Here is a 12388-nt window from a genome sequence, read left to right on the forward strand (position 1 = left end):
AGTACGCCATGTCCATCCTCAGCTACCTGCACGTCGTGCTGACGACGCGCCTGGCCGAGCTGCGCCGGGACGGTGAGCGCGGTGACAGCCCGGTGCCCACCGCGGTGATCATCGCCGGCCTGGTCGTCGTCGCCATGGCCGTCACCGCTCTGGCCCTGACCAAGGCCGACAACTGGATGTCCGGCATCCCGGACTACACGAAGCCCGCCAAGTAGCCGGGATGCGTCGAGCCGCGCTGTCGAGGGGGCGCTGGGCGGTCAACGCCGTCCGGCACCGCCTCGCGGCCGTCGACCCGCAGCGGGGTGCCAACCCGGTGGAGTTGGCCGTGGTGATGCCGCTGATCCTGGTGCTGCTCTTCGCCTCGATCCAGATCGCGGCCGTCTTCCTCGCCCGCTCCACCGCGTTGCACGCCGCGCAGAGTGGCGTCAACGCGCAGCGGACGTACCAGGCGCCCAACGGCGCCGGGGTGGAGAGCGCCTCCAGTTTCCTCACGGCCGCCGGCGGTTGGCTGGTGGGCTGGGACAAGGCCGGCCCGACCTGCGTGACCACCACTACCGACGTGACCTGCACGGTGAGCGGCCGGTCCCTGTCGGTGGTGCCGGGTGTGGATTTCGCGATACAGCAGACCGCCCATGGAACGGTGGAGAGGGTGACCCCGCCATGACCCGTACCGCGGAGCGGGGCTCGGTCTCCATCGAGGTGGCGGTGCTCGCGCCCGCGTTCATCGCGTTGATGGTGCTGGCCGGTGTGGTCGGGCGCAGCGCGGTCGCCGCGGAGGCGCTCGACGCTGCCGCGCACGACGCCGCGCGGGCCGCCTCGATTTCCCGGGATTCCGACACCGCCCGGAAGAGTGCGCTGGAGGCCGCCCAGGCCCAGCTGGACTGGCACGGCCTGGCCTGCGTCAACGAACTGGACCCGGCATTCACCGGCTCGTCGCCCGACAATAAGTCCAGCTTCGACGACGCCTTCAGCAGCTCGGTCGGTACGGACGCCACGGTGACGGTGACGATCAGCTGCGTGGTGTCCTTCCGGGACATCACGCTCGACATCCTGCCCGGGATGAAGAGTGAGAAGGAGATCACCGCGGAGTTCACCTCCCCACTTGACCGTTACCGGAGTCGGCAATGACGGCCACCACGTTCGCTGTCAGGTCGTCGCGGGCAGGTGAGCACGGCCGGGTGAGCATCTTCCTCGCGGTGACGATGGTCGGCGTACTCGCCATCATCGGCCTCTCCTTCGACGGCGCCGGACAGCTCCGCACCCTGCAACGCGCCCAGAACCTGGCCGCCGAGGCGGCCCGGGCCGGCGGTCAGGCCATCGACCGGGCCACCGCCATCGAGGGCGGGCCGAAACGGATCAACGAGCCGGAGGCCCGGGTGGCGGTCGCCAACTACCTGGCTGCCGTGAACACCGCCGGCCACACCGTGAACTTCCCCCAGGTCGACGGGGAGACCCTGATCCGGGTGACCGTCTCCATCACCTACCAGCGCTCGATGCTCGGACCGTTCGTCCAGCAGAAGACGGTCACCGTCACCGGCGAGGCGACCGCGCGTGCCATCACCGCAACACCCTAGGAAGGAAGGCAGCCATGCCCGTATCGGGTGGGTCCGTCGTACGGCGGACCGGACGGATCCTCACCGGCATCGGCGCGCTGGCCGTGCTCCTGGTGCTGCTGGTCGGCGCGCCGATCGCGCTGCTCGCCTTCGCCGGTAACCCCCTGCCCGATCACCTTCCCACGATCAGCGAGGTGGGCACCGCGCTGACCAGCCGGGACGACGGTCAGCTCTTCCTGCGGGCTCTGGCCGTGGCCGGTTGGTTCGGCTGGGCCACGTTCGCCTTCTCCGTCCTCGTCGAGTTGGGTGCACAGACCCTGCGCCGGCCGGCGCCGAAGCTGCCCGGGATGGGTCGCCAACAGAAGGCAGCCGCCGCGCTGGTCGGCTCGGTCGCGCTGATCCTGGTCGCCAGCCCGGCCGCCGCCAGCGCCGCCGCGGTCTACGGCGCCCCGGCGTACGCGAGTCCCAGCGCACCGGCCGTCACCACCCTGGCCGCGCCAGCCCGCGCCGCGACGACACCGGACACGGCCGCGCCGGTGGCCCGGGGCGGGCTGCTCGGCATGGCCGGGACCGGGCTCGCCGCACCCGGTGCCTCGGCGGCGAACGACGAGGCCGCACCGGTGTACCGGGTGGCGCGGGGCGACTACCTCGGCGAGGTGGCCGAGCGGTACCTGGACGAGTTCGGCGACTACCGACAGCTCGCCAAGCTGAACAAGCTCGACGACCCGGACCGGATCCGCCCCGGTCAACTGCTCCGACTACCCACGGAGGCCGCCGACCAGGGGGCCCGGCAGCACGCCACCGGCCGGCTCGTCGACCGGCCGGCGGCGCCGAAGCCGCCCGCGCCCCGGCCGGCGCCCGAGCGGGCCGCACCGCCGCGGGTGGCCCCGGCACCACCCAGCGGTACGGAGTCAGCCGGCCAGCCACCCGCGATGACGGTCGGCGCGGCCCGGGCCGGTGCCGCCGATCGAGTGAACCGCCCGCTGGCGGTCTCCGCCGTCCTGGCCGTGGCGAGCATCGTCGGCGCCCAGATCGGCGCAGTCCTGGGGCTGCGCCGCCGTCCGGCCACCGCCGGGGGCGCTCCGCGCCTGGCCGCCTCCTCCCGCACGCCCCGAGGTGGCGCGGGCCGAAGCAGCAGCGGCACGGGCCGGAGCGGCAGCGGCACGGGCCGGAGCGGCGCCACCCGGCGGGCCAGTGGTGGGGCGGCCGGGAGCGGCGCCGCGTGGGCTGCCAACCGGGCGGCGGCGGCCATCGAAGCCCCCACGCCACCGAACGGCGGCACCGCGCCCAGCGGTAACGACTTCACACCTCGCGGCGGCGGCGGAATGACACCCGCCAGCAGCGGGGTGGCACCTGCCGGCTACGAGGCGGCACCTACCGGCAGTGGGTCGGCATCTGCTGGCTACGGCACGGCACCTGCGGGAAATGGGGTGGCACCTGCGGGCAGTGGGATGGCTTTCCCCGGTAGCACGGCGTTCCCGGGTAGCGGGATGGCTCTCTCTGGCGGCACGGCACCTCCCGGCGGCGGAATGGCGACCGCCGGCTCTGAGGGCTGGAGTGGTCACGACGGCTGGACCGGCGATGGTGGCGAGGGCGGGCTGTTCGACGGCGGGCACGGCCTGGACTCCGTACCGGACGGTCCGCCGGTCGGCCGACACCGACGCACCTGAGCGGCCCGCACGACCTGCTGGCCCGGCCGCCCTGCGGAGGCTCCGTACATCCAAAAGGGGTGTGCCGTGTGCCGGACCGGCGACTCGGCTGGCCACCTCGTGCTTGATCGGTTTCTCCAGGTCGCGCCGATCGCGGCCGCGGCGGTCTGGTCCCAGCCGCCGAAGCGGGAGCCGGGGCAATGTCTCGGGGAGCGATATACCTCTGAGTCATAAAAATGACTCAGAGGTATAAGCGTCGATAGCGTCAGTGCCTCCGCGGCACCGAAGGCATCGGCGCCCGGTCGTACACCGCGACGATGGAGGGCGCACCGCGACGCTGGAAGCACCCGGGGCTGGTCACGGCAGGCTGGGCCAGGGCAGGCAGGGTCAGGGCAGGCGGGTCTGGAGCACGCCGTTCTGGATCCGGGTGGGCAGGATCTGCTGGTCGTTGCCGGACGGCCCCTGCACGACCTCGCCGCCGTTGAGCCGGAAGGCGCTGCCGTGCCACGGGCAGACCACGCAGGCGTGGCCGTCGATCTCCTGCACTTCGCCCTCGCCGAGCGGCCCGCTCTGGTGCGGGCAGCGCTCCAACATCACGGTCACCTCGTCACCGTGCCGGTAGAGGATCACCGAGACGTCGTCGTCCACCTCGCGGGTGATCAGGGTGCGTTGCGGCAACGTCGCCATGTCGGCCAGCGAGTGCCAGCCGTCGGACATCCGCCGCAGCTCGGAGATGCTCTGGTTGACCTGTGCCCCCTGCTTGTACGCGAGGTGACCCCCGATGTACGCCCCGAGGCTCACCGTGGAGAGCCCGAGGAAGCCGAGGGCGCGGCCCATCCCGTGGCGGCCGGACAGTCGGGCGGCCAACGAGCCGGCGTAGAGCGTCAGGCCGACGGTGTTGGCGGCGGCGTGCACCAGGCCGACCCGGCGCTGCTCGCGGGCGAGTGCCGCCCAGTCGTTCAGACCGGCGACCGCTGCGGGCAGCGCGCTGACGGTGCCCAGACCGACCAGTACGGTGGCGGGGCGACGCTGCCCGGGCATGAGGTCCAGCACGGCGGCGCTGATCCACGCGCCGACCGGCACCTGCACCATCGCCGGGTGCAGCGGATGCCCGAGGGTCACCCCGTGCAGCAGGTCACGTAGCCGGCGCGGACGCAGCGTCCCCAGCACGACCTTCTGCAACCGGTCACCCGCGCGGTCCAGCCGGGAGTCCTGCTCAACTTTCGTCAAAAGTGCTCGCACGAGTACCGACTTCCCGGCGATCGCCGTCGCAAACCGGTCGACGCCGACAAACCTGCCGCAGCGCCCACGCCGCCGATCTTGCAGTTTCTGCTCCGATAATTCGGGACACAAGCCGCGAACCGGCAACCAAAAGTGCAAGATCGACGGGGATTGTGGGGGCGGGACGGGCCGGGCATGCTGGCGGGATGGGTGTGCGGGTGGAGCGGGTCGGGGCGGTTACCACGGTGGTGCTGGACCGGGCGGCCGCCCGCAACGCCGTCGACGGGCCGACGGCGCGGGCGCTGGCTGACGCCTTTCGAGCCTTCGAGGCCGATCCGGACGCGGCGGTGGCCGTGCTCTGGGGTGCCGGTGGCACGTTCTGCGCCGGCGCCGACCTCAAGGCGATCGGCACGCCGAGTGGCAACCGGGTCGAGCCGGAGGGGGACGGCCCGATGGGTCCGACCCGGATGACGCTCAGCAAACCGGTGATCGCGGCGATCTCCGGGTACGCGGTGGCGGGCGGGCTCGAACTGGCGCTCTGGTGTGACCTGCGGGTCGCCGAGTCCGACGCGACCCTCGGGGTGTTCTGCCGCCGCTGGGGGGTGCCGTTGATCGACGGCGGCACCGTCCGGCTGCCCCGGTTGATCGGCGAGAGTCGGGCCATGGACCTGATCCTCACCGGCCGCCCGGTGCCGGCCGACGAGGCGTACACGATGGGGTTGGTCAATCGGTTGGTGCCACCCGGCCAGGCGCGGGCGGCGGCCGAGGAGTTGGCGGCCGCGATCGCCCGGCACCCGCAGACCTGCCTGCGCAACGACCGGGCGGCGCTGCTGGCCGGCGCGGGGCGAGGAGAGCCGGAGGCGCTGGCGACCGAGTTGGCGTACGGGATGAACTCGCTGGCCACGGACGCGGCGGCCGGCGCGGCCCGGTTCGCGGCGGGCGAGGGCCGACACGGCACGACGCCGCCGGGAGGGGGGACCCTCCCGGCGGCGCCCGGTGCGAGCTAGCTCAGTTGCGGTTGATGGTGAAGGTTGTCGTGGGGTTCTGGATGTCCACCGCGTTGTTGCTCAACCGGAGGTTGTTGAAGGTGACCGACCCGACGGCCGGCCCCTGCCCGGCCTCCGGCATCGGGTTGGCCCAGATGGCGAAGCCCGACTTCGCGTCGTAGGCGTCACCACTCTTCCGGGCACCGCTGATCGAGACGTTCGTGAAGACCGTGTCGGTGATCGGGTTCTGCGGCTGCCCGCCGACGTAGTTGGTCTGGAACATGATGCCGCTGTAGGTGGGGTCGACGATGTCGACGTCGCTGACCCGGATGCCCTGGAACACCTTCGAGGCGGAGAAGACCCAGATCGCCGGGAAGGTCTGCGAGCCCCAGAAGTGCCCACCGGCCCGCACGATCGAGATGTTCTCGAACCGGGTGGGCGGGCTGGCACCGAAGCCGTTCATCGGGTAGCCGAAGTCGAGCGAACTGATGGTGATGCCCGAGTAGACGAGCGTGTCCGCGATGTAGATGTTGCGGAACGTGTTGCCGTAGCCGCCGTAGACGGCGACGCCGGCGGCCCGCCAGGTGAGGGTCGAGGTCAGGTTCTCGTAGACGTTGTCCCTCATGTCGGCGCCGCCCGCGTCGATCGCCGAGAACAGCGCGAAGCTGTCATCGCCGGTGGCCCGGGCGTCGTTGTTGCTGACCAGGTTGTTGGTGCTCCCGTTGGTCATGTTGATGCCGTCGGCGAACATGTTCCGGATCCGGGAGTTCTTGATGGTCATGTAGTCGGTGTTCGCACCCCAGTAGAGGCACACCATGTGCTCGTTCCAGATGTTGTCGATCACGATGTTCGACACGTTGGAGAAGTCGAACACCTTGCCCGGGCCGTCGATGCGCGAGGTGTAGTTGCCGAAGTAGGCGAAGTTCTTGAAGGACGAGTTCGCCGCCGAGTTCTCGGCCCGGAAGCCGATGTCGGTGTTGTCCTGGCCCGAGGGAGCGTTGAACCGGGTGTACCAGGGGCCGGCACCGGTCACCTGGACCGCCTTGCCGTACACCTGGAACTTCGACGAGGTGGAGTAGTTGCCGGCCGGCAGGTAGACCCCGATCAGGTTGCCGGTGGTGTCCATCCGCACCCGGTCGAGGGCGTTCTGCACGTCCTGGTGGGTGAAGCCGGTCGGCGTGGTGTAGCGGGCAGGGTCCGGGTTGGCGATCGGCGCCACCTGCTCCGTGTTGATGAAGTCGATGGCGTACGTGGTGGTGTTGGCCGGGTCCTTCTGAAGACGGATCTTGCTGCCGGCCGGGACGGTGGAGTTGAGCATGACGTTGGCTTCGTCGTAGATGTGCCGCGGTCCGCCCGCGCTCGGCGAGTTGCCCGGGCTGGTCTCGTTGCCGTACAGCCAGGCGTACCGGGACGTCAGGTCGATGGCCTTGTGGAACGTGCCGTTGACGTAGACGTTCAGCGTCGAGTTGATCCCGCCGCCGCCCGGGGCGTCCGGGATGGAGAAGCGGGTGACAAGCGTGTTGGTGCTGGCCCGGGTGGTGAACTCGACGTAGCTGCCGGTCGAGTTGAGGGTCACCGCCCGCCGACCGGACGCCTCGCCGGCCAGGTCGCCGACCTCCCGGTTCGGCCCGACGACGGTGGCGCCGCCACCGACCGTGCCGTCCTCGGCCTCGTACATGTCGTACGGCATGTTGGCGCCGCGACCGACGAAGAGCGGACGGTCACTGGTGTTGTTGGCCTGCTTGACCGGCAACTCGTTGCCGTCGGCGGCGAGCACCACCCGGACGGTGTACTTACCGTTCGCGGCGGTCCAGGTGCCCAGGTTGATCGGGCCGACCGTGGCGCCGGCGTTGATCACGCCAGAGTACGAGCCGGTCAGGGTACGGACCACGGTGCCGGACTCGTTGAGCACGGTGAGCGTGATGCCGTGCGCGCCGGACGCGGACGCCACAGTGCCGGCGTTGCGCACCGACACCGAGAAGGTGACCGTGTTGCCGGCCGACGGGTTGCCCGGCGACCAGGCGACCGACGAGGCGACCAGGTCCGACGTGGCGACCGCGCTGACCACCAGCGGGCTGGGGTTGGTGTAGCTGTTGTTGGTGTCGTCCTGCTCGACGACGGTGTTCGACTCGTCGACCTTGGCGCTGAGCGGGTAGCTGCCCGCGTCACGGGTGCCGATGCTGGCGCTGACAGTGGTCGAGGCGCCGGCCGCGAGGCCGCCGACCGACGCGGTGCCGACCCGGGTGGAGCCCAGGTAGAAGTTGACGTTCGTCGCACCGGAGGCCGCCGAGCCCGCGTTCCGCACGGTCGCGGAGAGCGTGATGGTGCTGGTCTCCACCGGTGCGGACGGGCTGAACGACATGCCGGTCACGGTCAGGTCCGGGTTCGGCGCCGGGGTGCCGAAGACCTGGAACTCGGCCACCTGACCGGCCGGAGCGCCGGTGTTCGAGGCGATCGAGAGCCGTACGTCGGCCGCCGCCCCGGAGACCGGGATGGTCACCGTGTTGCCGCTGCCCGGGTTGAAGGTGTAGTTCGCCGCGCCGACCAGGGTGGTGAAGCTCGACGAGCCCTGGTCGCGGCCGAGCACCGTGATGTTCTGGGTACGCGCGCCCCACGCCGAGTCCGGGTTGAGCTTCACGACGACCTGGCTGAGGCTGGCGTTCGCGCCGAGCTGCACGGTCAGCGTGCTCGGGTTGCCGTTGCCCTCCCAGTAGGTGGCCACGTTGTTGTCGTTGGCGTTGGTGGCCACGAACGTGTGCACGTACCCGGAAGCGGTGATCGGCTTGCCGATCGCCAGGTTGGAACCGGTGGGCGGGTTGCCGGTGCCGGTCCGGGTCACGGTGTTGCTGTTCGCCGACTGGTTGCCGGCCGCGTCCTTGGCCCGCACGTAGTACGACACCGTGGCGCTGTCCGCCTGGCTGTCGGTGTACGTGAGGGTCGAGCCGTTGACGCTGCCGCGCAGTGCGCCGTTGGCGTAGACGTCGTAGCCGGTCACCCCGACGTTGTCGGTGGACGCCGACCAGGCGAGCCGGATCTGTCCACTGGCCGGCTGGGTGTAGGCCAGGTTGCCCGGGACGCTTGGCGCCTGGGTGTCGGTGCTGCCGGTGGCGCCGTACACCTCGACCTCGGAGAACTGCGCGGCCGGCCAGCCGGAGTTGCCGGTGACCTGCACGCGTACGTAGCGGGTGCTGGCCGCGGTGAAGCTGACGGTCGCGGTGTTGCCGCTGCTCGGGTTGAAGGTGTAGCCGGCGGACGCCTTCAGGGTGGTGAACGTCGAGCCGTTGGTCGAGCCCAGCACCGACAGCGTCTGCGTACGGGTCTGCCAGTCCGACGCGGGCGGCAGCTTGAGCACCACGCGGTCCACGCTGACCGTGGCGCCCAGGTCCGCCTGGATCCACTGCGGGAACGCGTTGTTGTTGCTCTCCCAGTAGGTCGACGCGTTGCCGTCGTTGGCGTTGCTCGCCACGTAGTTCTGGTTGTAGCTGCTGGCGGTCATGGTGGCGGAGAGCCCGGCGAGCATGGCCACGCGGGCGGCGGTCGCGGACGGGTCGGCCGCCGGTGCCGCGCTCGCCATGGGGGTGACGACCGGGGCGGTGGCGAGGAGCATCCCGGCGAGCGCGCCGGCGAGCATACGACGGCGGCCCGTGCGGGCGGTGCGGGGGGCGGTGGTGGGCGCGCCGGTTGGCGGCGTGCCTCGTCTGGTGCCGGTCCTGGACATGGAGTCGCTACACCTCTTTCGGGGGTGGGTGTGGGTGCGTTGCCCGGTGACGGGTGCAGGGGTACGCCCGTCGTTCCGCGACAGGTGGGGGACGGTGCGGGTTGGGGACGGGATCGGACGGCCGGCGCGGCGTTGCGCCGGAGCGCCCGGACCGGGTGCCCCCGCCCGGTCCGGGCGGGGGCACCCGACCTAGCTGGAGTAGACCTCGAACTCGCTGAGCTGGCCGGCTGGCCAGCCGCTGTTGCCGGTGACGGTCAGTCGCAGGTACCGCTGGGTGGTCGCCGTGAACGTCACGGTGACCGTGTTGCCGCTGGCCGGGTTGAAGCTGTAGCCGGCGGCCCCCTTCAACGTGGTGAACGTCGAGCCGTTGGTGGAGCCGAGCACCGCCAACGTCTGCGTACGCGTCTGCCAGGCCGATGACGGTGGGAGCTTCAGCACGACCCTGGACACCGACCGGTCGGCCCCCAGGTCCACAGTCAACGACTGCGGGAACGCGTTGTTGGCGCTCTCCCAGTAGGTGTTCGCGTTGCCGTCCACGGTGTTGGCGGCGGCGTACACGTCGGAGTGGCTGGTCTCGGTGACCGACCGTCCGGCCGCCAGGTTGCCGCTGGGCGGCGGCGTGGTCGGGGGCGGGGTGGTCGGCGGTGGGGTGGTCGGCGGTGGGGTGGTCGGCGGTGGGGTGGTCTGGGTGCCGCCGTACACCTCGACCTCGGAGAGTTGCGCGGCCGGCCAGCCGGTGTTGCCGGTGACGGTGACCCGGATGTAGCGGCGGTCACCGGAGGGCAGCCCGATCGACACGGTGTTGCCCGCGCCGGGGGTGAAGACCCGACCGGCGGACGACGCCAGGGTGGTGTACGACGAGCCGTCGGTGGAGCCGAGCACCGACAGGGTCTGGGTGCGTTGCTCCCAACCGCTGGGCAGCTTGAGCGCCACCCGGTCGACCGACCGGGACGCGCCCAGGTCGATGGTGACCGACTGGGGGAAGGCGTTGTTGGCGCTCTCCCAGTAGGTCGACGCGTTGCCGTCCACCACGTTGGCGGCCGTGTAGCTCTGGTTGGTGCTGGTCGCGGTCGTCGACCGGCCCAGCGCCAGGTTTCCGCTGGTCGGGGGCGGGGTGGTCGGGGGCGGGGTGGTGGGCGGCGGGGTGGTCGGCGGCGGCGAGGTGGGTCCACCGCCCCACTGCGGAGTCGGCCACGGGCCGCAGTACGGGGTCGGGGTGTACCAGCCGGAGTTGCCGGAGCCCTGGGTGATCTGGAACCCGGCGCCGACGCAGTTGTGCATCGGGTTGCTCTGCGCGATGTTGGTGGCCCGCACGTTGGTGAAGGACACCTGGCTGTTCGCCTGCACCTGGAGCGCGTACGTGCCGGCGCCGTCGATCCGTACGTTGTTGAGGTTGATTCCGTTGGTCTGGCCCTCGATCCAGTGCAGCGCCGCGTAGGAGCTGTCCAGGATGTCGGTGTCGGTGATGTTGATGGTGGGGTTCTGGAACGCCTCGTTGAGCGCGGAGAACCAGATCGCGCCGACCCCGAAGTTCCAGTTGTAGTCCGAGTTGCCGTTACGGATCAACGTGTTCCGGGCGATCGTCCAGGTGCCCTGGACTCCGGTGGCGCCCTGCACGCCGGGGTAGCGGTTCGCGACGTGGATGCCGCCACCGTTCGTCAGCGAGTCGGCCGTCACGTTGTCGGTGATCTTGATGTCCCGACCGCCGTAGCTGACCAGGTGATTGGCCAGCAGGGTCACCCCGATGGTGTTGTGGGTGAAGGAGTTGTTGACGTTCGGCACGCTCTGCGCCCACATCGCCAACGCGTCGTCGCCGGTGTTGCGGACGAACGTGTTGGTCACCGTCGAGTTGGTCACGCCGGTGTGGAAGTTCACCCCGTCCGCGGTCTGGTCGAGGATGCGGCTGTTGCGGATGGTGAAGTTGTCCATCGGGCCGTCCATCCACGCCCCGACCTTGGTGTTCTCCAACCACAGGTTGTCGACCACCGAGTTGGTCATCGCCCCGCCCAGGGCGTTGACCTGGTCGTCGTCGACCCGCTCGCGGATGTCGCCGATGATGGCGAAGTCCCGCAGCGTCACGTTACGGCTGGGCCCGTTCGCCTCGTGCGCGCGGACCGGGCCGGTGTAGCCGCCACCGGGGACGTACTTGCCGTAGATGCCGACGGACCTGTTCCGCTCGGTGGGGTGCCGCCCGCCGAGCACCGAATACCAGGGGCCCGCCCCGCGCAGGGTCACCCCGTCGACCACCACGTGGTCCCAGAGGGTGAAGGTGCCGGTCGGGATCCAGACCGCCCGGCCCTGGGCCTTGCCGGCGTCGACCGCCGCCTGGAACTTGGCCGTCGAGTCTGTCGCGCCGCTCGGGTCGGCGCCGAAGTCGGTGACCACGTCGAGCACACCGGAGGGCTTCGTGATCGCCGGGGCGACCAGCTCGAAGTCGGCCAGGTCGATGGTGAACGTGGGCGACTGCGCGGTAGAGGAGACCTGGAGCCGGATCTTCGTGCCGGCCGGCTGGGTGCTGCCGAACAACGCCCGGGTCTCGTCGTAGAAGTGGTGCGGGTTGGTGTCGCCCGGGTTGTTGTTGAACGGGTATCCGCCGTAGTACCAGCCGTACCTCGACGTCACCGGGACCGACTTCAGCAGCGCCCCGTTGGCCCGCAGGTCGATGGCGGCGTCGCGGCCGGTGCCGGCCGGGCTGTCCGGCAGGCTGTAGCGGAAGGTGACCGCGTTGGCCGGGGCGGTGAGGGTGAACTCGACGTACTCGCCGACGGCGTCCAGGGTGACCGCCTCCCGACCGGACGCCTCGGACGGCAGCGTGCCGTAACGCCGGTCCGGGCCGATCTTCGTGCCGTTGTGGGCGGTCTCCTCCGCCTCCTGCTCGATGAACGGCACGGTGGCGCCCCGGTTGGGGATGTCGAAGGGGGACAACCCCGCCGCCGAGGCCGGGGTCGCGGTGCCGGTGACCGCGAGGGCGGTCACCGAGGTGGCGGCGAGCAGGGTGGCGGCGATGGCGGCCAACCCTGTTCGGGCCGGGTGTCGAAGGTGGTGCGGGGTGCCGGTGGTGTGGTTGGCCATGAGCTGCGCTCTCCCTTTCGTCAGGCAGGCCAGATCCCCCCGTGTCGGTGCGGTGTCGCGCGTCCCCCTCGGTTCTCCCTTCTTGGTGGCGTGGGGGGGGGGGGGGGGGCGCGGGGGGCCCCCCCCCCCCCCGGCCCGGCAAACGATGAGCCAAACGATCCTACCACCCACCACCCCCCCCCGGGCCCT

At 71.0% G+C, this 12388-nt stretch carries 8 protein-coding genes and 1 pseudogene; 6 read left to right on the top strand and 3 right to left on the bottom strand.

Features of this window, described 5'->3' with window-relative positions; all coding sequences use genetic code 11:
• Window positions 1-8: 8 nt before the first annotated feature.
• The 5 genes and pseudogenes from ACIBD9_RS04245 to ACIBD9_RS04265 all read left to right on the top strand — a co-directional run.
• A complete protein-coding gene (locus ACIBD9_RS04245) occupies window positions 9-215 on the top strand; it encodes a hypothetical protein (protein ID WP_396714371.1) in 207 nt (68 codons plus the stop codon).
• Between the two features lie 5 nt (window positions 216-220).
• Window positions 221-664, top strand: a complete 444-nt coding sequence (locus ACIBD9_RS04250; protein WP_396714373.1) for a TadE family protein — start codon at window positions 221-223, stop codon at window positions 662-664.
• Entirely contained in the window at window positions 661-1128 is a 468-nt protein-coding gene (locus tag ACIBD9_RS04255) for a TadE/TadG family type IV pilus assembly protein (protein ID WP_396714375.1), read from the top strand. Before ACIBD9_RS04250 ends, ACIBD9_RS04255 begins: the two co-directional genes overlap by 4 nt.
• Window positions 1125-1574, top strand: a complete 450-nt coding sequence (locus tag ACIBD9_RS04260; RefSeq protein WP_396714377.1) for a pilus assembly protein TadG-related protein — start codon at window positions 1125-1127, stop codon at window positions 1572-1574. Before ACIBD9_RS04255 ends, ACIBD9_RS04260 begins: the two co-directional genes overlap by 4 nt.
• A 14-nt stretch (window positions 1575-1588) precedes the next feature.
• Window positions 1589-2656, top strand: a pseudogene (locus ACIBD9_RS04265) (LysM peptidoglycan-binding domain-containing protein); the annotation flags it as partial.
• 933 nt (window positions 2657-3589) lie between these two features.
• On the opposite strand, the gene ACIBD9_RS04270 reads toward ACIBD9_RS04265, so the two are convergent.
• Window positions 3590-4444: a DUF2231 domain-containing protein gene (locus ACIBD9_RS04270; protein WP_396714379.1), complete on the bottom strand. Its 855-nt coding sequence runs from the start codon at window positions 4442-4444 to the stop codon at window positions 3590-3592.
• 185 nt (window positions 4445-4629) lie between these two features.
• On the opposite strand from ACIBD9_RS04270, the gene ACIBD9_RS04275 reads away from it, so the two are divergent.
• A complete protein-coding gene (locus ACIBD9_RS04275) occupies window positions 4630-5430 on the top strand; it encodes a crotonase/enoyl-CoA hydratase family protein (RefSeq protein ID WP_396714381.1) in 801 nt (266 codons plus the stop codon).
• A gap of 1 nt (window position 5431) precedes the next feature.
• Here the strand turns inward: ACIBD9_RS04275 and ACIBD9_RS04280 are convergent, their stop codons facing one another.
• Window positions 5432-9127: a discoidin domain-containing protein gene (locus ACIBD9_RS04280; protein WP_396714383.1), complete on the bottom strand. Its 3696-nt coding sequence runs from the start codon at window positions 9125-9127 to the stop codon at window positions 5432-5434.
• A 189-nt stretch (window positions 9128-9316) separates the two neighbouring features.
• The gene (locus tag ACIBD9_RS04285) at window positions 9317-12199 is read right to left on the bottom strand and encodes a discoidin domain-containing protein (RefSeq protein WP_396714385.1); all 2883 of its coding nucleotides are present in this window, start codon (window positions 12197-12199) and stop codon (window positions 9317-9319) included.
• Window positions 12200-12388: the final 189 nt, after the last annotated feature.

It is taken from the genome of Micromonospora sp. NPDC050784, from assembly GCF_044456765.1.
In the GTDB taxonomy this organism is placed as follows: Bacteria; Actinomycetota; Actinomycetes; order Mycobacteriales; family Micromonosporaceae; genus Micromonospora; species Micromonospora foliorum.

What these genes read in the sequence shown, in the direction of transcription:
- ACIBD9_RS04245 (WP_396714371.1), top strand. Translation starts at nt 9, where the DNA reads ATGTCCATCCTCAGCTACCTGCACGTCGTGCTGACGACGCGCCTGGCC.
- ACIBD9_RS04250 (WP_396714373.1), top strand. Translation starts at nt 221, where the DNA reads ATGCGTCGAGCCGCGCTGTCGAGGGGGCGCTGGGCGGTCAACGCCGTC.
- ACIBD9_RS04255 (WP_396714375.1), top strand. Translation starts at nt 661, where the DNA reads ATGACCCGTACCGCGGAGCGGGGCTCGGTCTCCATCGAGGTGGCGGTG.
- ACIBD9_RS04260 (WP_396714377.1), top strand. Translation starts at nt 1,125, where the DNA reads ATGACGGCCACCACGTTCGCTGTCAGGTCGTCGCGGGCAGGTGAGCAC.
- ACIBD9_RS04275 (WP_396714381.1), top strand. Translation starts at nt 4,630, where the DNA reads ATGGGTGTGCGGGTGGAGCGGGTCGGGGCGGTTACCACGGTGGTGCTG.
- ACIBD9_RS04280 (WP_396714383.1), bottom strand. Translation starts at nt 9,127, where the DNA reads ATGTCCAGGACCGGCACCAGACGAGGCACGCCGCCAACCGGCGCGCCC.
- ACIBD9_RS04285 (WP_396714385.1), bottom strand. Translation starts at nt 12,199, where the DNA reads ATGGCCAACCACACCACCGGCACCCCGCACCACCTTCGACACCCGGCC.